Genomic DNA, 23,317 nt, shown 5'->3' with positions numbered 1-23,317 from the left:
ACGCGCGAGTTCACCGTGGTTGGCACCTGGCAACCGCGGGATTACCACCCTGGGCCCCAGTCTGATTGCCCGAGCGGTTCAGCCACTCAGCTCGGGGTTGCGTGCGCAGCATCGGCCGGGGCATCGCGGTCGCCGCTACCTGCGGGCCGTGCGCCAAAATGCTCCGCGACGGTCGCCGTGACCTGCAGGAACTTCAGTCGTGTTGCCGGCGCCATTTCATGGCTGACATCGATGACGCCACCTGGGCGCAGATGCGGATCGAACGGCACCTCGACAACCGGTTGGCCATGGTCGAGGAATTCGCGGGCGAGCAGCGAGCGGGTGCGCTGGTCGGAATGCCCATCGGAATCGTTGAGCACCACGATGCTGCGCCGCAGCAGATCTGTGAGCTTCCGCTCGGCGAGCCATTCCATTGTCTTGGCGGCGGCAGACGCCCCGTCCGCCCACGGCGACGACACCACGATCAGCGCGTCGAGGTCACGCAATACCTCCTGGGTGACTGCGGCGTCCATGGTCGAGCCACAGTCGATGACCGTGATGGTGAAATGGCGGTCCAGCCGCAGCGCTGCCTCCCGATAGATCGCGGGATCGAGCACGCGGCGCGCGCCCGCGGCGGCCTCACCGGGCAGCACGTGCAGCCCGGCCGAGTTGCGGCCCAACCGGGCAACCACGTCGGCGAACGACGTCAAGTTTTTGTCGGCGGTCAATTCCCCGAAGGAGTCCCGTGCTGTCGGATCGATCCTGCTGCTCAGCCGGCCGAAGGCGGTGTCGGCGTCGATTGCTACCACGCGATCTTGCTGCCGCAGTTCGGCAAAGATGGAACCCACGCTGGCGGCCACCGATGTCTTGCCGACCCCGCCCTTGCCCAGCACACCCACCTTGTGGGTACCGCGCAGCGCGGTTCGGATGGTGTTTTCGAATTCGGCGGCCTGTCGCTGCGCGGCCGATGGACTGGGTTTGACCAGGCCAAAAGACGCCACCCGAACGATCCGTCGCCAGCCTCGATCGAGCGCTGCATGCCCCCCGGGCGGGTGCGCCGGCGCGGGCTTGGGCCAAGGATTCGCGGGCGAAACGTCCGCTGGTGGTTGTTGAGGAGCAACGCCTTGCCGCGCTGGGCGCGGTGCGTCAGATGGTGGCGCCACCGGGGTGGGGGGAGGTGCGGGTTGGCGTGGGGGGGCGGCCGGTTGGCATTGGGAAGTTGCGAACGAAGTTGCGGGCGAAGGCGGCGCCGGCGGCGGTGTGCCGGGGCCGGCCGGCCGCGCGGGCGGGGGTGAAGGCCGAGGGGTAGAGGGCGGCGCGGGCGCCGGCCGGGATTGGTGAGCCGGCGCTACCGGAGGACGCGAGACGCCCGTGGCGGTCCGCTGCGCGCCCGCAGGCCGACGGGGGGCGGGAACGCCGGGCGGGTCTGGCCGCACGCGGTCTCGCAGAAATTCCTCGCGCTCGTTCATGGGCTCCTCGGGCGATTAGGAAGGTCGATTAGGAAGGTCGAATGCGATGGTCACCGCCGGACACCGACCAGTATCCGTCCAAGCATCGATCATGGGCCGCCCGGCCAGGTCGGTTGCCTTCAGGGCGTCCCGGCGGACGCGGCGTCCCTGTGTGGGCCAATGGTGTTTCAGGAGGGTCGGAATGGACCGGTTTGCGCCTAGCCGGCCGCTGCTGAGGCAGGTTTTAGACTCCTATTAGTATTGTGCAAACTTCGATGGACCCTAGCTGGGCGCCGCCGATGGCGCCGCGGTATCGGTGCGGCGCCGAAATCAGGTGGCCTGCCCAGCATTGCTGCCACGCCTTATCGTGGATCTTGTTGCCGAAGTGACGGCTGTGCGAAGTGATTCGAGGCACTGGTCGATGCGCTCGAGTATCCAGACGGCAAATAAGTCTAAGTAGTTACTGTGGCTGTTCTCGATGCCGTGACCGGCATCCGCGGCCCGGATTTCCGGCAGGAAAACAGCACGTGAGCGAGGCGTTCGACCACCGGTTTGCGCTGTCCGCACGACATGACCGCCGGGGGGTTACCATTAGTAAGTTGGCATGTCAGGCGGGTTTTGTCATATCGTTTTATCACTTGTCGAGATCGGTTAGAGGGGCACCGTTCAGCGCTGCACGGACGAATCCATGGCCGCATCATTCCGCTTGGCGGACAGCCTATCGACAAGACCGACGGGGTCATCGCCCGCAACTTCAGGCGGGGCACCGTCGGAGCCGCTGGTGAGGCCGCGCAGAAAATTCTGCTGAAGGGTTAGGTGGGTATGACGCCCAGGCGCGTCGGGCTATACAACCCCGCATTCGAACACGACTCGTGTGGGGTCGCCATGGTCGTGGACATGCACGGTCGCCGCAGCCGCGACATTGTCGACAAGGCGATCACCGCGTTGCTCAACCTGGAACATCGCGGCGCTGCTGGCGCCGAGCCGCGTAGCGGCGACGGGGCCGGCATCCTGATCCAGGTCCCGGATGCATTCCTGCGGGAGGTCGTCGACTTCGAGTTGCCCGCCCCGGGTAGCTATGCCACTGGCATAGCGTTCTTGCCACAATCGTCCAAAGACGCCGCGGCGGCCTGCGCGGCGGTGGAGAAGATCGCCGAAGCCGAAGGTTTGCAGGTGCTCGGCTGGCGGAAGGTGCCCACCGATGACTCATCGCTGGGTGCATTGTCCCGCGACGCGATGCCCACCTTCCGTCAGGTGTTCATGACGGGTGCCTCCGGCATGGCACTGGAGCGGCGCGCCTATGTGGTTCGCAAGCGCGCCGAGCACGAACTCGGCACCAAAGGACCGGGTCAGGATGGCCCCGGCCGCGAGACCGTGTACTTCCCGAGTCTGTCCGGTCGGACGTTCGTCTATAAGGGCATGCTGACCACCCCGCAGCTCAAGGCGTTCTACCTGGATCTGCAGGACGAACGGTTGACCAGTGCCCTGGGTATCGTGCACTCGCGGTTCTCCACCAACACCTTCCCCTCCTGGCCGCTGGCACATCCATTCCGGCGCATTGCCCACAACGGCGAGATCAACACCGTTACTGGCAACGAGAACTGGATGCGGGCCCGCGAGGCCTTGATTAAGACCGACGTCTTCGGACCGGAAGAAGGCCCAAAAAGCGTCGAGAAGCTGTTTCCCATCTGCACCCCGGGTGCCTCGGACACCGCGCGGTTCGACGAGGCACTCGAGTTGCTGCACCTGGGCGGGCGCAGCCTGGCCCACTCGGTGCTGATGATGATCCCGGAGGCGTGGGAACGCCACGAAAGCATGGATCCCGCGCGACGGGCGTTCTACCAGTACCACGCCTCGTTGATGGAACCGTGGGACGGTCCGGCGTCCATGACGTTCACCGACGGCACGATCGTGGGCGCGGTGCTGGACCGCAACGGACTGCGCCCCTCGCGGATCTGGGTCACCAAAGACGGGCTGGTCGTGATGGCCTCCGAGGCCGGGGTGCTGGACCTCGACCCGTCAACGGTGGTCCGCCGCATGCGCTTGCAACCGGGCCGCATGTTCCTGGTGGACACCGCACAGGGCCGCATCGTCGACGACGAGGAGATCAAAGCCGAGCTGGCCGCCGAGCACCCCTATCAGGAGTGGCTCGACAGGAACCTGATTCCGCTGGAGGACCTGCCGGCCGGTGAATATCCGCGGATGCCCCATGACCGGGTCGTGTTGCGGCAACTAGCTTTCGGCTACACCTACGAGGAACTCAACCTATTGGTAGCACCGATGGTCCGCGCCGGTGCGGAGCCGATCGGGTCGATGGGTACCGATACGCCAATCGCGGTGCTCTCCCGCCGTCCCCGGATGTTGTACGACTACTTCCACCAGTTGTTCGCCCAAGTGACCAACCCGCCGCTGGACGCCATCCGCGAGGAGGTGGTGACCAGCCTGCAAGGCACCACCGGCGGAGAGCGGGACCTGCTCAACCCGGATGAGTACTCCTGCCACCAGATCCAACTGCCGCAACCCATTCTGCGTAATTCCGAGCTGGCCAAACTGATCAACCTTGACCCCGATACGGAAATCAACGGACGGCCGCACGGCATGCGGTCCAAGGTGATTCGTTGCCTGTATCCGGTCGCTGAGGGCGGCAGCGGGCTGGCGGCCGCGCTCGCCGAGGTGCGCGCCCAGGCGTCCGCGGCGATCGCCGACGGTGCGCGGATCATCGTGTTGTCAGACCGCGAATCCAACGAACAGCTGGCGCCCATACCGTCGTTGCTGGCTGTCGCGGGGGTGCACCATCACCTGGTGCGTGAACGGACCCGGACCAAGGTGGGTCTGGTCGTCGAATCCGGTGATGCCCGCGAGGTTCACCACATGGCGATGCTGTTGGGTTGCGGCGCGGCCGCGATCAACCCGTACCTGGTGTTCGAGTCGATCGAAGACATGCTCGACCGCGGGGTGTTCGACGGCTCCCCGGACGGGCTGGATCGCGACAAGGCGCTCAGCAACTACGTCAAGGCCGCGGGCAAGGGCGTGCTGAAAGTGATGTCCAAAATGGGCATCTCGACGCTGGCGTCCTACACCGGTGCGCAACTGTTCCAGGCCGTCGGCATCTCCGAGGAAGTGCTCAACGAATACTTCACCGGGTTGACCTGCCCGACCGGCGGCATCACATTGGACGACATCGCCGCCGACGTCGCGGCCCGACACGCGCTGGCCTATCTGGACCGGCCCGATGAACGCGCGCATCGCGAACTCGAAGTGGGCGGTGAGTACCAATGGCGCCGGGAGGGTGAGTATCACCTCTTCAATCCCGCAACGGTTTTCAAGTTGCAGCACGCTACCCGCACCGGCCAGTACAAGATCTTCAAGGAATACACCCGTCTGGTCGACGACCAGAGCGAGCGGATGGCGTCATTGCGTGGCCTGCTCAAGTTCCGCTCGGATGTGCGGCCTCCGGTGTCGCTGGACGAAGTCGAGCCCGCCAGCGAAATCGTCAAGCGTTTCTCGACGGGGGCGATGAGCTACGGTTCGATCTCCGCGGAGGCGCACGAGACGCTGGCCATCGCGATGAACCGGATGGGCGCGCGATCAAACAGCGGTGAAGGCGGCGAAAATGTGCTGCGTTTCGACCCCGATGACAACGGCGATTGGCGCCGCAGCGCGATCAAGCAGGTTGCCTCCGGACGGTTCGGGGTTACGTCGCACTATCTGACTAACTGCACCGACATCCAGATCAAGATGGCCCAGGGTGCCAAACCCGGTGAAGGCGGCCAACTTCCGGGGCATAAGGTGTACCCCTGGGTCGCCGAGGTGCGGCATTCCACACCCGGTGTCGGCTTGATCTCCCCCCCTCCGCACCACGACATTTACTCCATTGAGGATTTGGCGCAACTGATTCACGACTTGAAGAACGCCAACCCGTCGGCGCGAGTGCATGTCAAGCTGGTTTCGGAGAATGGGGTAGGAACGGTTGCGGCCGGGGTTTCCAAGGCACACGCCGATGTGGTGCTCATTTCCGGTCACGACGGCGGCACCGGCGCCACCCCGCTGACCTCGATGAAGCACGCAGGCGCACCGTGGGAACTGGGCTTGGCCGAGACCCAGCAGACGTTGTTGCTCAACGGTTTGCGGGACCGGATCGTGGTCCAGGTGGATGGCCAGCTCAAGACCGGCCGTGACGTTATGATCGCCGCCCTGCTGGGCGCCGAGGAATTCGGATTCGCCACCGCCCCGCTGGTGGTAGTTGGCTGCATCATGATGCGGGTGTGCCATCTGGATACCTGCCCGGTCGGCGTGGCCACGCAGAACCCGGTGCTGAGGGAACGGTTCAACGGCAAACCGGAGTTCGTGGAGAACTTCTTTATGTTCATCGCTGAAGAAGTTCGGGAATACATGGCGCAGTTGGGCTTCCGCACGGTCAATGAGGCTGTCGGGCAAGCGGGTACGCTGGACACCACACTGGCCCGTGCGCACTGGAAGGCGCACCGGCTGGATCTGGCGCCGGTGCTCCACGAGCCGGAGTCCGCGTTCATGAACCAAGACCTGTATTGCAGTTCCCGGCAGGATCATGGCCTGGATAAGGCGCTGGACCAGCAGCTGATCGTGATGAGTAGAGAGGCCCTGGATTCCGGGAAACCGGTCCGCTTCTCGACGGCGATCAGCAACGTCAACCGTACGGTGGGCACCATGCTGGGCCACGAAGTGACGAAAGCCTATGGCGGACAAGGACTACCGGATGGAACCATCGACATAACATTCGATGGTTCGGCTGGCAATAGTTTCGGTGCTTTTGTGCCTAAGGGGATTACGCTGCGTATCTACGGCGACGCAAACGATTACGTTGGCAAGGGACTGTCCGGCGGCCGGATTGTGGTGCGCCCGGCGGACAATGCTCCGCCGGACTATGTCGCTGAAGACAACATCATCGGAGGCAACGTAATTCTCTTCGGCGCTACCAACGGCGAGGTCTTCCTGCGCGGCGTGGTCGGCGAAAGATTCGCGGTCCGCAATTCCGGAGCGCACGCCGTGGTCGAGGGAGTGGGCGATCATGGCTGCGAGTACATGACCGGCGGCCGGGTGGTCATCCTGGGGCGGACCGGCCGTAACTTCGCCGCCGGCATGTCGGGCGGTATCGCCTATGTGTACGACCCCGACGGTCGACTGCCGGACAACCTCAACACCGAAATGGTGGATGTCGAGACGCTGGAGGAGGATGACGCTGACTTCCTGCACGGCATAGTTCAGGCCCATGTCGACGCCACCGATTCCGCTGTCGGCCAGCGCATCCTGGCCGACTGGACACAGCAGCAGCGGCACTTCGTGAAGGTGATGCCGCGCGACTACAAGCGGGTTCTGCAAGCGATTGCCGAAGCCGAACGCGATGGCGTCGAAGTCGACAAGGCGATCATGGCGGCTGCGCATGGCTGACCCGACCGGCTTCCTGAAATACACACACCGGGAATTGCCGAACCGTCGGCCTGTTCCGTTGCGTCTGCGCGACTGGAATGAGGTCTATGAGGAGTTCGACAACGAGACCCTGCGTGAGCAGGCGACCCGCTGCATGGATTGCGGTATTCCGTTCTGTCACAACGGATGCCCGTTGGGCAACCTGATTCCGGAATGGAACGACCTGGTCCGCAGGGACCGTTGGCGCGACGCGATCGAGCGGCTGCACGCCACCAACAACTTCCCCGACTTCACCGGAAGGTTATGCCCGGCGCCCTGCGAGCCGGCGTGTGTGCTCGGGATCAATCAGGACCCGGTGACGATCAAGCAGATCGAGCTGGAGATCATCGACAAGGCTTTCGACCAAGATTGGGTAAAGCCACTGCCGCCGCAGCGGTTGACCGGAAAGGCGGTTGCCGTTGTGGGTTCCGGCCCGGCCGGTCTGGCAGCGGCACAGCAACTTACCCGCGCGGGGCACAAGGTCACCGTCTTCGAGCGCGACGACCGCATCGGTGGTCTACTGCGGTACGGCATTCCAGAGTTCAAGATGGAAAAGCGTGTCCTGGATCGGCGGTTGGAGCAGATGCGGGCCGAGGGCACCCAATTCCGGGCCGGAGTCAACGTCGGTGTCGATCTCACCGTCGAGCAGCTGCGTGCCGATTTTGATGCCGTGGTCCTTGCCGGCGGCGCCACCGCTTGGCGCGACCTACCGATTCCCGGCCGGGATCTGGATGGCATCCATCAGGCGATGGAATACCTACCGTGGGCCAACCGGGTGCAGGAGGGCGACGATGTCGTCGGTCCTGACGGAGAGCCACCGATCACCGCTAAGGACAAGAAGGTGGTCATCATCGGCGGTGGCGACACCGGGGCCGACTGCCTGGGCACAGCGCATCGGCAGGGTGCGGTGAACATTCACCAGTTCGAGATCATGCCGCGCCCGCCGGACACTCGAGCGCCATCGACACCGTGGCCGACCTACCCGCTCGTGTATCGGGTGTCGGCGGCGCATGAAGAAGGTGGCGAGCGGGTGTTCTCGGTGAACACCGAGGAGTTTGTCGGTCAGGATGGCCGAGTGCGCGCTCTTAAAGCGCACGAAGTGACCATGCAGGACGGCAAGTTCGTCAAGGTCGATGGCTCTGAGTTCGAGCTGGAGGCGGATCTGGTTTTGCTGGCGATGGGATTCGTCGGTCCGGAGAAGCCGGGTCTGCTTACCGACCTCGGAGTGAAGTTCACCGACCGCGGAAATGTTGCCCGGAGCGACGACTTCGAGACCTCGGTCCCCGGCGTTTTCGTTGCTGGCGACATGGGTCGTGGCCAGTCGTTGATAGTTTGGGCGATTGCCGAAGGCCGGGCGGCAGCGGCGGGTGTGGATCGGTATCTGATGGGGGCAAGCGCCCTTCCGGCCCCGATCAAGCCGACCGCCGCACCGCTTCAATAACCACACCAGTCACACCAGTCACGCCAGAAACACGTCGGTTATCGCTCGGCGCGTCGTTTGTCGTTTGCCAGGCGCCGGGTGTCTAATGGGCCGATGTGGGATTCGTCACATGTGGGGTCCCAGTTGAGTTGTCCAATCGCAGGGAGTGCCACTGTGCGTAGCAACCCAATACCGCGGTCACGGATGGGGCGAATCGCCTGGTCGTGGTTCCGTCACCCGGTCAAGAGCCACGAGTTTCCGGCTAAGCACGAGCGCCTGGTAACCGCCGAAGAGCTGCTGCGGTTCGCCGTCTAGCGGGCGTGATGATCCACCAATTTGGCTAGCAAGAGGTTTGCTCAGATTTATTAAGTTGTTATCAGGGCTAGTGCATCCCGAGATACCCAACCAGCCGGGTGCTCAGACCGAAAGTAGGCCGGACTCGCGGATCGCCTCCGCCAACGGTTCCAGGACGGCCGGGTCATGCGGGGGACTGATGTAGACGATTCCCAGGTCCAGACCTTCGGCCGCGAGCGCGGCGGCGTTGTCGAGGACCTGCCCGTAATTTCGGTCCGCACCCAACAGCAGGTGGGCCGACAGCCTGATTTCATTCCGGTCGCGACCGATATCGGCGCAATGCGCCGCCAGCACGTCACGCTTGCGGGCGAACTCCTCGGCCGACCCGCCGACAAAGTTCCAGTGCTGGGCATAGCGGGCGGTGATGCGCAACGTGCGTTTTTCTCCGCTGCCGCCAATGCAGATCGGTGGATGCGGACGCTGCGGCCCCTTGGGCTCGTTGCGGGCGTCCTCGAGTTGGTAGTAGGTGCCGTCGAAGTTGGTGGTCTGTTGGCTGAGCAGGCTGGTCAACACCGCACACGCCTCCTCGAACCGGTCGAAGCGTTCCTTGACGCTGCCGAGCTCTATTCCGTAGGCACCGGACTCCTCCTCATTCCAACCGGCGCCGATTCCCAACTCGAGTCGTCCGTTAGAGATGATGTCGAGGGCGGCGGCCATGTTGGCCAGCACGGCCGGATGGCGGTAGTGGATGCCGGTGACCAGCGTGCCCAGCCGCAGCCTCGTGGTGGCCTGGGCCAGTGCGGTCAGCGTCGTCCAGCCCTCTAGGCAGGGACCGGTGGGGTCGCTGAAGATCGGATAGAAATGGTCGAAGGTCCACCCGGAGTCGTAGACGTCGATGTCGTCAGCGGCTCGCCAGAGCGCCAGCATCTGTGCCCAAGTGGTGTTTTGCGGTGAAGTTTTGAAGGCGAAGCGCATGAACCTGACGGTAGTCCCACCATTCTGCGCGCAACTAGACTCGAGGCGACCATGAACCACGCCCTCGGGATAGATACCGACATCTGCCTGCTCGCAGCCGGAGCCATCTTTCTTCTGGCCCTTATCTTGGGCGTGTGGAAGTACCGGCAGGTCATGGTTACCGACGAGCACCGGGCGCACGTGTACGTCGATATCGCACATCGGGCGGCGCTGCTCTACTCGTTCGCAACGCTGTTGATCGCGGTGTTCGTCGAACTTAGTGCCTGGCCGACTTGGGTCAATCTCGCCGCAGCAATGGCGGTGGTGGCCTTCTTCGTGGCCGCGATCGCGGGTTACATCGTGCACGGCGTGCGCCGGGACACCGAAAACCAATTCGATCCGCCGGTGCGGGGAACCGGGCTTTTCATGTCTGTGCTCATCGTCGCTGAGATTGGCGGCTTCGCAGTGGTTTTCGCCGGTTTCATCGTTGGTCAACTGATGTAATCGGCGAGCTATGGATCCGGTAATTGCGCTGCGGCAGATCGCCTATTACAGGGACCGAAGCCGCTATGATCCCAGACGCGTCATGGCGTATCGCAACGCCGCCGACATCATCGAGAAGCTCGACGACGCTGCCCGGGAGCGGCACGGCCAGGCCAACAGCTGGCAATCACTGCCGGGAATCGGACCCAAAACCGCCAAAGTCATCGCCCAGGCGTGGTCCGGTCGCGAACCGGATTTGCTGGTTGAATTACGTTCCGCAGCTGAGGATCTCGGTGGCGGGCCAATTCGCGCCGCGCTGCGCGGGGATCTGCACCTGCATTCCAACTGGTCAGACGGCTCGGCGCCAATCGAAGAAATGATGGCGACCGCGGCGGCGTTGGGCCATGACTACTGTGCGTTGACCGACCATTCACCGCGGCTGACGATCGCCAACGGCTTGTCGCCGGACCGGTTGCGCAAGCAGCTCGACGTCATCGACGCGCTGCGTGACCAGTTCGCGCCGATGCGGATTCTGACCGGCATCGAGGTCGACATCTTGGACGATGGCAGTCTCGACCAGGAGCCCGAACTGCTCGACCGGTTGGACATCGTGGTGGCCAGTGTGCACTCGAAGCTCTCGATGGACTCGGCCGCGATGACACGGCGGATGGTGCGCGCGGTCTCCGACGGCCACGTCGATGTGCTCGGCCATTGCACCGGCCGGCTGGTCGCCGGCAACCGCGGCATCCGGCCGGAATCCACATTCGACGCCGAGGTGGTGTTTACTGCCTGCCGTGACCACGGCACCGCGGTGGAGATCAACTCTCGCCCCGAGCGCCGTGACCCGCCGACTCGCCTGCTGAATCTCGCGCGCGACATCGGTTGCGTCTTCAGCATCGACACCGACGCGCACGCGCCGGGCCAACTTGACTTCCTGGGCTACGGAGCCCAGCGTGCGCTGGATGCGGCGGTACCGTTGGATCGCATCGTCAACACCTGGTCGGCGGCCACGCTGCTGGACTGGGCTTCAGTCCGGTAGGCGCGGCATCTCCAGTCCCGGGTCACGGCCAACCAGCACCGCGCGGGTCAGCGCCGAGTTGCCGTAACGGCGGCGTATCCGATCCACGGCGTCGTCAAGCAGGTCTGGTCTGGCCGCCCGTTCGTCGAACGGCAGCATCAGCTGCTGGGCGGCGTTGCGGGCGACGCCGGACACGGCGATGCCGATTAGCGTCAATCCTCGCTGTGCGATCAGCGGCGCCACCGAGGCGACCAGTTGTCGGGCCGCGGTCAGAATCGGTTGGGTGGCCGAAGTCGCTCCCGGCAACGTGTGTGAGCGGGTGGCACGGGTGAAGTCGTCGAAGCGTAGCCGCAACACCACGGTGCGACCGGTTCGTCCGGCGGCGCGCATCCGGCCGGTGATCCGGTCGATCAGGGCGACCACCACCGTGTCGATCTCGGTGGGCGACATACTGTTGCCCGCGCGTCCCAGCGCTCGCTGGGCGCCCACCGAGCGACGCCGCACACCGGTCGTCACCCGGCGGTGGTCGATGTTGCGGGATAGTGCGTAGAGTCGGCGGCCCATCGCCCCACCCAGCATCGAGGCCAGCATCGACTCGCTGAGGTTGGCGATTTCGGCGACGGTGTAGATGCCGTGGGTGTGCAGCTTGTCGGTGGTCTTGGCGCCCACACCCCACAATCTGCGCACCGGCAGTGGACGCAGGAAGGCCAACTCTCGGTCCGGTGGGACCAGCAGCAACCCATCCGGTTTGGCTTCTTGGCTGGCGACTTTAGCGAGAAACTTTGTCCGGGCGATGCCTACCGTGATGGGCAAGCCGACCTGGTCACGCACGTCGGCGCGTAGCCGCGCGGCGATCTGAACGGGAGTGCCGGACACCCGGTACAGCCCCGAGACATCGAGAAACGCCTCGTCCACCGAGAGCGGCTCCACTATCGGTGTGCAGTCGTGAAACATGTCGAACACGGCATTGCTGGCCCGGGTGTAGGCGCTCATCCGCGGCGGCACCACCACGGCGTGCGGACACAACCGACGCGCCTGGGCCCCGCCCATCGCGGTGCGCACGCCGTAGGCCTTGGCCTCGTAGCTGGCCGCCAGAACGACTCCGCCGCCGACAATGACCGGCCTGCCCCGCAAGGCCGGGTCGTCACGCTGCTCGACGGACGCGTAGAACGAATCCAGGTCCGCGTGCAGGATGGTCGCCTCGCACCGCACGAACATATGTTCGCATGGCGGGGCGACAAGCGGGCGGCTAGCGGGCCTCGCCGTAGATGCTGCTGACCCAGACATGCACCAGCGTGTCCAGCACGTGCGATTCGGGCACGCAGGGCTCCTCGGCGAGAAGCGAGGCCGACAGCGTCCGCTCATTCATCAGGTTGAGCGCGGTGGCCAGTTCCACGGCCGGCAGGGTGTCCGGTGCTGCCCCCCGTTCGCGTTCGGCCGCGATGACTTCGGCGGTGTAGGCGATCCACTTCTGCATGAACGTCGACCACAGCTCCCGGACTTCGGCGCTGATCCCTCGGACGCCCTGGCCCCCTTGGATCACTGCGCGGTGGGCTCCGAAGGTCTCGAAGAACACGTTGATTCCGGTGCGCCACATTTTGACGCGGTCGACATCGGGGGTCTGGGCAAGATTTTCCAGCGCCGAATCGGCCTCGTTGACAACCCGGTCCAGCAAGGTCAGCAGCACGGCTTCCTTGGACGGGAAATAGAAGTAGAACGTCGGTCGCGAGATACCCGCGCCCTTGGCCAGGTCGTCGACCGAGATGTCCGCCAGCGGCCGGTCCTCCAGCAGTTTCTCGGCGGTATTGAGAATCGCGAGTTCCCGCTCATCGCCGGACGGTCGCGCGCTGCGCCGGCCCCGGTGCGACGCCGTCTCATTGGCGGTGGAAATGGTCACCACGCCATCTTACCCCGTGTTGAGATTCTCAACACCTCGTTGACGCACTCGACACGGCGTTGATAGCGTGGTTTGTTATGAGTCAGATCACCGAGCACCTTGACGTCGTGATCGTGGGGGCGGGAATATCCGGCGTGAGTGCGGCCTGGCACCTGCAGGACCGCTGTCCGACCAAGACCTATGCCATCTTGGAAAAGCGGTCGGCCATGGGCGGCACCTGGGACCTGTTCCGCTATCCCGGTATCCGCTCCGACTCGGACATGCATACCCTAGGTTTCCGCTTTCGTCCCTGGACGCAACGTCAAGCCATTGCCGACGGCAAACCGATACTCGAGTACGTGAACAGCACCGCGGCCATGTACGGCATCGACAAGCACATCAGGCTCAACCAGAAGGTCCTCGGGGCCGACTGGTCGTCGGCGGATAATCGCTGGACCGTGCGGATCGACAGCAGCGGCACACCCTGCGAGATCACCTGCTCGTTCCTGTTCCTATGCAGCGGGTATTACAACTACGACGAGGGCTATTCACCGAAGTTCGCTGGCGCGGAAGACTTCACCGGGCCGATCATTCACCCACAACACTGGCCCGAGGATCTCGACTACAAAGACAAGAACATCGTTGTGATCGGCAGCGGTGCCACGGCTGTCACTTTGGTTCCCGCACTCGCGAATTCCGGCGCCAAACACGTCACGATGCTGCAGCGCTCGCCCACTTACATCGTCTCGCAACCAGAGCGGGATGGGATTGCCGAGAAGCTCAACCGCTTGCTCCCGGAAAAAATGGCCTATGCCGCGGTTCGGTGGAAGAACGTGCTTCGTCAGGCGGCGGTGTACGGGGCCTGCCGGAAGTGGCCGCGGCGCATGCGCAAAACGTTCATGGGACTGGCCCAGCGTCAGCTCCCTGAAGGTTACGACGTACGAAAGCATTTCGGTCCGCACTACAACCCGTGGGACCAGCGGTTGTGTTTGGTGCCCAACGGCGACTTGTTCCGTGCGATTCGCCACGGACAGGTCGAGGTGGTCACCGAGACGATCGACCGGTTCACTCCGGCCGGCATTCGACTGCACTCAGGCCGCGAACTGCCAGCAGACATCATCATCACTGCAACCGGTTTGAATCTGCAGCTCTTTGGCGGCGCCGTTGCCACGGTTGACGGCCAACCAGTGGACCTCACCAAGCTGATGGCCTACAAGGGCATGATGCTCTCCGGACTGCCCAACATGGCGTACACCGTCGGCTACACCAATGCATCTTGGACGTTGAAAGCTGATCTGGTGTCGGAGTTTGTCTGCCGCGTGCTGAATTACATGGACGCCAAGGGCTTTGACACCGTGGTGGTGGAGCATCCGGGTTCAGAGGTCGAAGAGCGCCCGTTCATGGAGTTCACCCCGGGCTATGTCCTGCGTTCGCTGGATGAACTGCCCAAACAGGGCTCCCGGACCCCATGGCGCCTCAATCAGAACTATCTGCGCGATATCCACCTCATTCGGCGCGGCAAGATTGCAGATGAAGGCCTGCGGTTCTCCAAAAAACCTGCGCCAGTGGCTGTTTAAGCTATAGCAGTGGACACGACGACGATGCCGTCATCGTCGCTGTAGGCAAATTCGCCTGGCACGAATGTCACACCGCCGACCGTTACTTCCACGTCGCGTTCGCCGGCCCCGGTCTTGGTGCTTTTGCGCGGATTGGTGCCCAGCGCTTTCACCCCGATGTCGAGACCGCGCAGGGTGGCGGCATCGCGCACCGCACCATGGATGATCAACCCGGCCCAGCCGTTGCAGCGGGCCAAATCGGCGATGACATCGCCCACCAACGCGCTGTGCAGGGAACCGGCACCGTCGATCACCAGCACACCTCCGGCGCCCGGCTCGGAGAGCACTGACTTGAGTAAAGCATTGTCCTGAAGACACCGCACGGTCGTGATGCGACCGGCAAACTCCGCACGCCCGCCAAACTGGCGAAATTGCACATCGCAGCTGCGTACGTCGGGCCCGATGTCGTCGACGAGGTCGGCCGTCGGCCGAAATGGCACACCGTCCATCGTCAGCGCCGGCGCAACTGGCGGATCAGCAGCATCGCCAGCAGGCTGAGAGTGACGGCGACGACCACGGAAACGGTGGAGTGGCTCGGCGACTCTTCCGGTTCTGGAGGAAGTGGGTTATTTGCGCGGTCCACCGTCGATTTAGCTTGAGCCGCCGCGTCTTTCGCTGCTGCAGTCAGTTCGCCGCCGGCTTTCGCTGATGGCTTAGGGGTCGCCGGCTGGTCAGCAGATTTGGTGGGCGCAGATTCCGGCCGCTTCGTGGGTGCTTTGTTAGCGGGAGCCGTCTTGGCCGGAGCCTTTTTGGCGGGCGCCTTTTTGGCGGGCGCCTTTTTGGCCGGTGCCTTGGCCGCCTTCTTTGCGGGTTGCTTCTTGGCCGGCGGTGTCGCGGTGCCGTCCGATTCGCTGTCGGGTTGATCCTGCGGGTCTGCCATGCGGCCGCTCCTTTGCAGCTGTTTCTCGTTGCTCACCACGTCGCGAAGACTCGTGTCCCATCATGCCAGGACACCGCGATCGGGCTACGGCCTGCGCCGCACTGCCCAAATCGCCGCCGCACCGACTGCTGCGATTACGCCGACCGCCAACACCCAGGGTGGGATGTCGCCGCCGTCAGCGGCGGGAGGGTCACTGGCATAGACGGCAGCCGTGTCGGGCTTTCCGGTGACGGGCGCTATCAGGCGAGCTGGCCGCCAAACCGCGACTTCGGGTGGGGGTGTCACCTGGTGTTTCATCGGGTAGCCGACCGCCGGGCCCGATGCCGATGGGTGGCCGGTGGGCCACCGATGGCCGACGAGGTATGCGGCGGGATCGGTGTTCGCAGCGTGCGCCGGCGCCATCGGGACCGCCAGGCTCATGACGCTCAGCAGGGCGACCAGTAACAGCAATGGCCTGGTGACTCGACTTGGGCGGTTCGTGCGCAGTCGTACGGCTTCGACGCGACGAACATGCCCGGCACGCTCGGCAGCAGGACCCGACGAAAGCCAACCGGTGTCTGACCACATGGTGCGCTAGCCCAGCCCTAGGCGGGCCATCAGGTCGGCCTCGATGCCGTCGAGTTGCGATGAGATCGCCGAGTGAGCATCACGGCGCCGGGGCGCCGGCATGTTTTCTGCTGCGGTGATGGCCGCGGACAACTCGGACAGCCGTTGACCGATAGCCGATACGAACTGTTTGGTCTCGGCGTCCTTCGGTTTGTTTTCCTGAACGATCCGCAGCGACTGCTCCGCTCCGGCGACGCGGGCGGAAAGGCGCGCACCATGACCCGAGAACTGGCCTACCTGGGCCAGCGGGATCCCCAGCCGATCGGCGCGACGCTGGTCCATCAGCCCGCGGGCGGCGATGGCCGCACGATAGATCAAGGGCGTCAGCACCGGGGCAAGCAGCCGGGATACCGTCAGCATCCGCCGGATTCTCGTGGGCGACAGCACTTTACCCTCACGCGCCGCCTTGAGTTGAGTCTCGGCAACTTTCATTGCCGTCCGGTCGCTGTCGCGTTGGGCTTTGAGCTGCGCCTTGAGGGCCTTGTCGGCGGCCTTCTGCGCGGACTTGATGCGCCGTGCCTCGTTCTTGGCGGACAGCTTGGCCTCCAGCTTGGCACGGGCCTTGATCGCGCGGGCTTCAGCGCGACGAGTCGCGCGGCTCTTTCGCTTGCGGAACAGGCCCATTGCCGGCCGCCTCCCGGTATCTCGTGGACTATAGCGCTGCCTACGCGCCTCGCTGCGCCAACCCTAATCCGAGTAGGCCTTCGACAACCCGGCAGGTCAGAGGAGCGGCCCGCCGGCGGCCGCGGTCAAGCGTCGAGCCGCTCCGTCCGGCGCAGCTCATCGATGCGGTCCACGATCTCCTGCTGCGCCTGCGAGGACAGACCCTGGGAGCGCAGGGCAATGCGGCGTACGCCGTCGTCACGCATGGTGGCCAGCCACTGCAATTCCTGATCGAGCTTCCCGTAGTACTCGTCGTCGGTGAAATAGGCGGACTTGATACGAAAGAAGTTGGCCAGGGCGGCCATGGTCGCCACCGACGGGTTGGTGCGATTGCCGGAGCGTAGCTGTGACAGGTAGGGAGCCGACATCGTGATGCCTTCCGCTTTGAGCGCCGCGATCACTTCCGCGGAGGTGTGCGGCCCGCGGCCGGGCGGATACACCGTGTCAAACAAGCGGTTTAGGCGGGCAGCGAACGTCGTGCTCATCGATATGACCTCCACCGAGCTTTAAGATTGAACGCTTATCTATATGTATTTGCTGATCATGGTAGCGACAGTTATCTCCACAACCAAGTGCAAACCAGCGGGGATTGGGCGCCCGCGGGCAGGCCCGGCTACCAAGACCCCATCGATGAGGGTCTAACCGAATCGGTGAGGTGTCCACAGTATGAACGGATTTCACAGGCTATCCGCAGAATACGGGTTGCGGACCGCTGCGGGGAACCTTCGTTGTGGGCGCAGACAAGGGGTTGGTGCGGGGTTCGTCAGAGGGGTCAGCGGTGGTTTGGGCAACCTGCAAATCGCGAAAACCCGTCGATGGGCTGCTTTGCTGTCTAGGTGTGTGGTGTGGACGGCGGACGACGTGCTGCGTCCTGGTGGGTGCGTCGAAATCGTCGGGGGGAGGTCGTCGGCGGGGTCCGAGTGACGCGGATGTCGTTGAGTGCTGCTCAACCGAGGTGAGGTGAGTCGGACGCGGTCGCAAGCGCCGTGCGCCGCCGCCGCAGAGTTTGCGCCGTGGCGCCTGCTGCCGCGGCCAAACACACCGCGGCGGCCACACCGAGGGCGACCGAGCGCCATCCCAGCGCGGTGTCGAACAACATCCACAGTCCGAACAGCAGGAACAGCGCGCTGGCCAGAACGTGCAGCAGCTGCTCCGGCAGCCGCTGGTGTAATAGGAGCCCGGCGGCGATGGCCAGACCGTCGGCCAGGAGCATGCCAAGGGTTGTACCGATCCACACGCCGACCCAGTTGTGATCGCTGGCCAACGTGATCGTCGCGAGCGTCGTCTTGTCGCTAAGTTCGGCCAGCACGAACGAGGAGACCACGGTGAGCAGGGCGAACCGGGGTTCTGGCGGCGCGGCGGTCTTGTTATTGGCGGCTGCGCCTTCTCGCCAGGCCCACACCGCAAAAACGATGAAGGCGAACGCGCCCGCGAACGCCATCGGCCGGGCGGGCAGCGTGGCACCCAGGAAATGGCCGATTGCCACTGAGGCTCCGTGCACTGTAAAAGAAGCAATCGCCACTCCGGTCATGACGACCCACCAGCGATACCGAAGTGCATACGTCAAGGTGATGAGCTGCGACCGGTCGCCGAGTTCGGCAAGAAAAACCACGCCGAGGCTGAGTAGTGTGGCGGCGAGCATAAGAGGCGACCTTTCGACGCGTCGTCGGTGCCATGGGTCACCGAACATCGGTCGAAGGTCTCACCCACCGCCCCGTCGGGCGGTTCGCCGGCCGGGCTTTCGCCAGCATGTCGACCCGACGATTGGAGGCTACTCCCCTTCGCTAACGATCCCAGGCTAGCGGCCACCACCCGGATGCGCCAGCGGCATGATGGAGTTCGGGCACCCGTATTTTTGGATTCGATGATCGAACTGATTCGTTCGAATTTCCTTATGCTGCAAGCAGCATAGCCAGAATTGCGGTATCGGGGTGGCTGATTGGGTCGACGCCGACGCGACTCACCATCGATGTGATGGTGCCATCGGCTTCTGCCTCCACCCACGCGGCCCGATGCTCCAAGCCCAGATACGGTAGTCCCGGCAGTAGTACGCATCCCGATGCCGCGCCCGTGCATTCCGGCAATGACGGCGTGGTTTCCGATGGGGGATGCAGCATCAGCAGGGCGGGGGGCTGGTGATCGGCGAAATATCCCGGCTGGATCGCGGATTCACCGAAAACCGTGCCTTCGGCCAGCACCAAGCCGACGGTGCCGGGCGCGGGTTCTTCGGGTAGCTCCTCGCGCGCACCGAATACTGTTGTGGTCGATAGCAATCCGGGCAGGGAGGCGACCCGCACGGCAACCATGAGCAGTTGGGCCCATTCCTTCGTCGAATCGGGCCAACGTCCGGAGATGACAAACCCTTTCAGCGCGCCACGAGAATGAAAGGGAGCAACTCCGATAGGTCCATCCGACCCAGCATCCATTTCGCCCTCCGCGATGCCTCCATCCGACATAACAACGCTGGTAACTCGAATAAATGGTAGCTCGAATAATCAAGCATGCGCGGCGTTTTGGCGCGTTGCAAGTCGACACGGCCGGGGCGTGGCGGCGTTCACAGGGCCGCAATATTGCGGGCTGGACAAAGACAGGGGCGCCGTGCGATCCTTCGCGCGGCGCCCCAGTTCTGAGGTGTTCGAGTCAGCCGGAAATCAACCCCGTGGTTTTCGCGGTCGCCGCCTCATACCGTGACTGTACGTCGGCCCAGTTCACGACATTCCAAAAAGCCTTGGCGAAGTCGACCTTCACGTTCTTGTACTGCAGGTAGAAGGCGTGCTCCCACATGTCGAGCAGCAGCAGCGGAATGATGCCCAGCGGGAAATTGGTCTGATGGTCGTACACCTGGAAGATCAGCAGCCGGTTGCCCAGCGTGTCCCAGCCCAGTGCCGCCCATCCCGAGCCCTGCACGGTGGTCGCGGCCGCGTGGAACTGCGCACGGAATTTGTCGAACGATCCGAACGCCTCGTCGATAGCGGCGGCGAGTTCGCCGGTCGGCTTGTCACCACCGTTGGGCGACAGGTTCTTCCACCAGATGGTGTGATTGACGTGGCCGGCGAGGTTGAAGGCCAGGTTCTTTTCGTTGAGCAGGATCGCCGAGTGGTCATCCTTGGCGCGTGCGTCTTCGAGTTTGGCGACCGCGTCGTTGGCGCCCTTCACATAGGTCGCGTGGTGCTTGCTGTGGTGGAGTTCGTTGATCTGACCAGAGATATGCGGTTCGAGCGCTCCGTAGTCCCAGTCCAGGTCGGGCAGAGTGTATTCGGCCACGGCATTCCTTCCATTGATCGCTTGACAGGTCTTTCGCGTGGGCTTCCGCCACGCGGCGGGCTGACGTAGTAAACCCTGCTCCATGACCGCGCGCGAGGCAAGAACGACCCCTGTCGAGTCGATCACCGTATACCCCGGCTGGCGGGATCTAAGACAGCACGATCAGGACGAGTACCCCGAGTAATGCCAGTGCGATCAGGCCGGCGCGCAGTGCGGCCAAGACGTAGGCATGATTCCAGGCGGGCGAGCCGGAGTACGCACTCGACGGTGGAGTCGACCTCGGGCCGTAGGGATGTGTCGTCATGGAACGCCTTCCACCTGCATCGCCACCTGCCACCAGTGAGCCGAATCACAATGAACGTCGCGTCCGCGATCATAGCGCTTGGTGCTCGGTTAGGAAAATTCCGCGCTGAGCGGGGCTGTGAGCGGGGCTGAGCGGGGCTGAGCGGGCTGTCTCCCGTCCGATGGCGTGGCGTTGGCGCACCGGCCGAGTTCACGTGTGGCGCACATGTTTGACGAGGCGGCCGATCGGGTACTGATGCTTAGCGCGGCAATCCATTTCGCTCGGGCCCGTTTCGGGCTGTCTATCGACGCGCCCCATTTGCATCGCGTTATCCACAGTTCAAGTCAAACCTGGCCGATAGAAGGCGGCTGGACGACCCCGCGCTGCTGTGGATAAACCTGTGGAAACTGTGGATAGCCGTTGGTAGCTGAGTTCGCTTCCCGGGTTCCGGATGGCGGGTGGGATCGGGTTTGCTAATGGCCGACTCCGGTGCGGGCTACGTCTCGCCCTCCGCTCCGTCGCTGGGGATAGGCTTATGCGGTGATCCAGGTGTGCTCCCAGTGCGGCACTCGGTGGAACGTGCGCGACCGGCAACGGGTGTGGTGTCCGCGCTGTCGCGGCGCGTTGATGGCGCCGCTGGCCCCAGGTCCGGGCGGCGATCCACAGTGGCGTATGCTGGCTGGCCCGCGCCAGTCACCCCCGCTTCGTCGGCCCGCGCCGCCGCGGCTGCCCCCCGGCTTCCGGTGGATCGCGGTGCGTCCCGGCGCCGCCCCACGATTGCGAAGGGGAAGGCGGGTCCGTGGCCCGACTCCTCGGTATGCGGTGATGCCACGGTGGGGCTTGGCCGACCGGGTGGTCCAGCCCGGCCCTGTTGAGGTCGCCGCGCCGTCGCAGCCGAGACTGTCGGTGCCGACGGTGCGCGCCGTGCTCTTCGCCACCGTCCTGGCACTCGGTGGCGCCGCGGTGGTCTACGCGATGCGCTACGCGCTGTTGATCTTCAATCGCAACACGTTGCTGAACTCATGGGTGGCGGCCGTCGGGCTCTGGTTGGGGGTGCTCGCCAGCATCGCTGCCCTTACGGCGATGGCGGCCTGTTTCGGTGTGCTCACCCAGTGGCTGATCGGCCGGCGGGCCGCCGCTTTCACGCATCGAGGCCTGCCCGATCATCGTTCGACGCGGCAGTTGTGGGCGGGTTGTCTGCTGCCGCTGGCCAATTTGTTGTGGGCACCGGTGTACGTGATCGAGCTGGCGCGGGTCGAAGATCATTACCAGCGGCTGCAGAAATCGATCGTGGTGTGGTGGATCACCTGGGTTGTCAGTAACGCCGTTTCCCTCTTCGCCATCGCCACCAGCTTTTCCAGTGACGCCCAAGGCATCGCCAACAACACCGCGATGATGGTGGTTGCGTACGCGTTTGCCGCCGGCACCGTGGGCGCCGCCGCGAAGGTTCTTGAGGGATTTGAGCGGAAACCCGTCGAACGGCCCGCGCACCGATGGCTGGTGGTACCTCCCGAGCACTCAGAGCGGCCCGCCGCGGCGCCGTGTGCTGATGATGCCGAGGGGCCGGAAGGACAGGAATCCGCGGCATAATGGCGATGACCAGGGCCGACGAGGTGTTTGCTGGGCACCCATTTGTGGTTGCCCACCGCGGTGCATCGGCCGCCCGCCCCGAACACACACTGGCCGCCTACGACCTGGCTCTCAAGGAGGGCGCTGACGGCGTGGAATGCGACGTCCGGCTGACCCGTGATGGCCATCTGGTCTGTGTGCACGACCGGGACCTGGACCGGACCTCGACGGGAGCCGGCTTGGTCAGCACGATGACGCTGGCCCAGCTGCGTGAGTTCGAATACGGCGCCTGGCACGACAGCTGGCGCCCCGACGGTGCGCACGGCGACACCAGCCTGCTGACCCTGGAAGCACTTGTCGCGCTGGTCCTGGACTGGAATCGGCCGGTGAAGATCTTCGTGGAGACCAAGCACCCGGTACGGTACGGCTCGCTGGTCGAAAGTAAGGTGCTGGCGCTGTTGCACCGATTCGGCATCGCCCAGCCGCCCTCCGCCGATCGGTCCCGCGCGGTGGTGATGTCGTTTTCGGCCGCCGCGGTCTGGCGGATCCGTCGAGCTGCGCCGTTGCTGCCGACGGTGCTGCTGGGCAAGACGGCCCGGTACCTGGTGAGCAGCGCCGCCACCGCGGTCGGGGCCACGGCGGTGGGGCCTTCATTGGCGGCGTTGAAGGACTATCCGCAACTCGTGGACCGTGCGGCCGCCCAGGGGCGGGCGGTGTACTGCTGGAATGTGGACGAGTACGACGACATCGAGTTCTGCCGTCGGGTCGGCGTGGCGTGGATGGCTACCCATCACCCCGCCCGCACCAAGGCGTGGTTGCGGGACGGGCGGGCCGCCGAGAGTAGCGGCCCACCCGCCGGGGGTTAGAGGGCGCCGCCCGCAGGGCGCGGTGCCCCGGCGCCGGCTGGCGCCCGCTCCACCTCGCGGGCAACGTAGTTCTCCAGCTCGAACAGGTTGGCCCCGGCCCGGTCGGCGATCCGCACCAGGGTGGACATCAGCGATACCTCTTCGACCTGCTCCTGCAGGAACCACTGCATGAATTGCTCGCCGAGGAAATCGCCCTCATCGCGGGCGACGGCGGCAAGCCGGCTGACCTGGTCGGTCACCGCACGCTCCTGATCGAGGGCCAAGGCCAGTGCCTCGCGCGGATTGCCGAACTGGTTGCGCACCGCGTCGACCCCGGGAACCTCGACCCGAAGATCCCGGTCGAGCAGATGCTGTACCAGCATCATCGCGTGATTGCGTTCTTCGACCGCTTGGGCATAAAAGTGTTTCGCCAATTGCGGCAAATCTTCGCTATCGAAATATACGGCGATTGCTACGTATTGTTGGGCAGCGGTGAATTCGTTGAATATTTGTTCCTGCAATAGTGCATGGAATTTCGTCTTGGGTCCGTCGTAATCAGTCATGTAACTCAGGATAGTGCAGGTCGAAGAGCATTTGCAACGAAGGCTCGACTTAGTCAGGGAAGGTTTCCCTAAGGCCGATAACCAATTCGGCCAGGGCAGGATTACCTAAGT

Annotated in this window: 22 protein-coding genes; 8 read left to right on the top strand and 14 right to left on the bottom strand. The window is 64.3% G+C overall.

What is annotated here, in order from left to right; translation table 11 throughout:
- Window positions 1-86: 86 nt before the first annotated feature.
- Entirely contained in the window at window positions 87-1,448 is a 1,362-nt protein-coding gene (locus tag MB901379_RS23535) for a MinD/ParA family ATP-binding protein (protein ID WP_408632322.1), read from the bottom strand.
- An 801-nt stretch (window positions 1,449-2,249) separates the two neighbouring features.
- Here MB901379_RS23535 and gltB point away from each other — a divergent pair.
- The 3 genes from gltB to MB901379_RS23520 all read left to right on the top strand — a co-directional run bounded on the left by gltB (window position 2,250) and on the right by MB901379_RS23520 (window position 8,607).
- Entirely contained in the window at window positions 2,250-6,854 is a 4,605-nt protein-coding gene (gltB, locus tag MB901379_RS23530; RefSeq protein ID WP_158018786.1) for a glutamate synthase large subunit, read from the top strand.
- Entirely contained in the window at window positions 6,847-8,313 is a 1,467-nt protein-coding gene (locus MB901379_RS23525) for a glutamate synthase subunit beta (RefSeq protein ID WP_158018785.1), read from the top strand. The genes gltB and MB901379_RS23525 overlap by 8 nt, the downstream gene beginning before the upstream one ends.
- Before the next feature lie 153 nt (window positions 8,314-8,466).
- Complete coding sequence (locus tag MB901379_RS23520) at window positions 8,467-8,607, top strand: hypothetical protein (RefSeq protein WP_158018784.1); 141 nt, start codon at window positions 8,467-8,469, stop codon at window positions 8,605-8,607.
- A gap of 102 nt (window positions 8,608-8,709) precedes the next feature.
- On the opposite strand, the gene MB901379_RS23515 is transcribed toward MB901379_RS23520, so the two are convergent.
- Complete coding sequence (locus MB901379_RS23515) at window positions 8,710-9,561, bottom strand: LLM class F420-dependent oxidoreductase (protein ID WP_158018783.1); 852 nt, start codon at window positions 9,559-9,561, stop codon at window positions 8,710-8,712.
- Window positions 9,562-9,612: 51 nt separating this feature from the next.
- Between MB901379_RS23515 and MB901379_RS23510 the strand changes: the two genes are divergently transcribed.
- Together MB901379_RS23510 and MB901379_RS23505 are read left to right on the top strand one after the other, a co-directional pair.
- Window positions 9,613-10,044 carry a hypothetical protein gene (locus MB901379_RS23510; protein WP_158018782.1) on the top strand — a complete coding sequence of 144 codons (432 nt, stop codon included), beginning with the start codon at window positions 9,613-9,615 and terminating at the stop codon, window positions 10,042-10,044.
- A 10-nt stretch (window positions 10,045-10,054) separates the two neighbouring features.
- On the top strand, window positions 10,055-11,062 hold the full coding sequence (locus MB901379_RS23505) for a PHP domain-containing protein (RefSeq protein WP_158018781.1): 1,008 nt from the start codon (window positions 10,055-10,057) through the stop codon (window positions 11,060-11,062).
- Here MB901379_RS23505 and dinB read toward each other — a convergent pair.
- Both dinB and MB901379_RS23495 read right to left on the bottom strand, forming a co-directional pair.
- Window positions 11,051-12,259, bottom strand: a complete 1,209-nt coding sequence (gene dinB, locus MB901379_RS23500; protein ID WP_158018780.1) for a DNA polymerase IV — start codon at window positions 12,257-12,259, stop codon at window positions 11,051-11,053. The two genes, MB901379_RS23505 and dinB, sit on opposite strands and share 12 nt — an antisense overlap.
- A 31-nt stretch (window positions 12,260-12,290) precedes the next feature.
- Entirely contained in the window at window positions 12,291-12,938 is a 648-nt protein-coding gene (locus MB901379_RS23495; protein ID WP_158018779.1) for a TetR/AcrR family transcriptional regulator, read from the bottom strand.
- Window positions 12,939-13,024: 86 nt separating this feature from the next.
- Here MB901379_RS23495 and MB901379_RS23490 point away from each other — a divergent pair, with 86 nt between their 5' ends.
- Window positions 13,025-14,494 carry a flavin-containing monooxygenase gene (locus tag MB901379_RS23490; protein ID WP_158019411.1) on the top strand — a complete coding sequence of 490 codons (1,470 nt, stop codon included), beginning with the start codon at window positions 13,025-13,027 and terminating at the stop codon, window positions 14,492-14,494.
- Here the strand turns inward: MB901379_RS23490 and rraA are convergent.
- The 9 genes from rraA to MB901379_RS24125 form a co-directional block, all read right to left on the bottom strand.
- Window positions 14,491-14,982 carry a ribonuclease E activity regulator RraA gene (gene rraA, locus MB901379_RS23485; protein WP_158018778.1) on the bottom strand — a complete coding sequence of 164 codons (492 nt, stop codon included), beginning with the start codon at window positions 14,980-14,982 and terminating at the stop codon, window positions 14,491-14,493. The two genes, MB901379_RS23490 and rraA, sit on opposite strands and share 4 nt — an antisense overlap.
- Before the next feature lie 2 nt (window positions 14,983-14,984).
- A complete protein-coding gene (locus MB901379_RS23480) occupies window positions 14,985-15,413 on the bottom strand; it encodes an Rv3852 family protein (protein ID WP_158019410.1) in 429 nt (142 codons plus the stop codon).
- An 84-nt stretch (window positions 15,414-15,497) separates the two neighbouring features.
- Window positions 15,498-15,980, bottom strand: coding sequence for a hypothetical protein (locus MB901379_RS23475; RefSeq protein WP_232021947.1), 483 nt, complete (start codon window positions 15,978-15,980; stop codon window positions 15,498-15,500).
- Between the two features lie 6 nt (window positions 15,981-15,986).
- Entirely contained in the window at window positions 15,987-16,643 is a 657-nt protein-coding gene (locus MB901379_RS23470; RefSeq protein WP_158018776.1) for a DUF6474 family protein, read from the bottom strand.
- A 125-nt stretch (window positions 16,644-16,768) separates the two neighbouring features.
- Complete coding sequence (locus MB901379_RS23465; protein ID WP_158018775.1) at window positions 16,769-17,167, bottom strand: transcriptional regulator; 399 nt, start codon at window positions 17,165-17,167, stop codon at window positions 16,769-16,771.
- A gap of 461 nt (window positions 17,168-17,628) precedes the next feature.
- Window positions 17,629-18,324 carry a TMEM165/GDT1 family protein gene (locus MB901379_RS23460; RefSeq protein WP_158018774.1) on the bottom strand — a complete coding sequence of 232 codons (696 nt, stop codon included), beginning with the start codon at window positions 18,322-18,324 and terminating at the stop codon, window positions 17,629-17,631.
- A 250-nt stretch (window positions 18,325-18,574) separates the two neighbouring features.
- Complete coding sequence (locus tag MB901379_RS23455; RefSeq protein ID WP_158018773.1) at window positions 18,575-19,108, bottom strand: peptidase; 534 nt, start codon at window positions 19,106-19,108, stop codon at window positions 18,575-18,577.
- A gap of 214 nt (window positions 19,109-19,322) precedes the next feature.
- A complete protein-coding gene (locus MB901379_RS23450) occupies window positions 19,323-19,946 on the bottom strand; it encodes a superoxide dismutase (protein WP_158019409.1) in 624 nt (207 codons plus the stop codon).
- 148 nt (window positions 19,947-20,094) lie between these two features.
- Window positions 20,095-20,250: a hypothetical protein gene (locus MB901379_RS24125; RefSeq protein ID WP_174237063.1), complete on the bottom strand. Its 156-nt coding sequence runs from the start codon at window positions 20,248-20,250 to the stop codon at window positions 20,095-20,097.
- Between the two features lie 519 nt (window positions 20,251-20,769).
- Here MB901379_RS24125 and MB901379_RS23445 point away from each other — a divergent pair.
- Window positions 20,770-21,819: a DUF4328 domain-containing protein gene (locus tag MB901379_RS23445; RefSeq protein ID WP_158018772.1), complete on the top strand. Its 1,050-nt coding sequence runs from the start codon at window positions 20,770-20,772 to the stop codon at window positions 21,817-21,819.
- 5 nt (window positions 21,820-21,824) lie between these two features.
- Complete coding sequence (locus MB901379_RS23440) at window positions 21,825-22,664, top strand: glycerophosphodiester phosphodiesterase (protein WP_158019408.1); 840 nt, start codon at window positions 21,825-21,827, stop codon at window positions 22,662-22,664.
- Here the strand turns inward: MB901379_RS23440 and MB901379_RS23435 are convergent.
- Window positions 22,661-23,206: a ferritin gene (locus MB901379_RS23435; protein WP_158018771.1), complete on the bottom strand. Its 546-nt coding sequence runs from the start codon at window positions 23,204-23,206 to the stop codon at window positions 22,661-22,663. The two genes, MB901379_RS23440 and MB901379_RS23435, sit on opposite strands and share 4 nt — an antisense overlap.
- Window positions 23,207-23,317: the final 111 nt, after the last annotated feature.

The sequence above is a fragment of the Mycobacterium basiliense genome (assembly GCF_900292015.1).
GTDB lineage: Bacteria > Actinomycetota > Actinomycetes > Mycobacteriales > Mycobacteriaceae > Mycobacterium > Mycobacterium basiliense.
The sequence above is the reverse complement of the archived record's forward strand: the minus strand, read 5'-3'. Positions and strand labels throughout refer to the sequence as shown.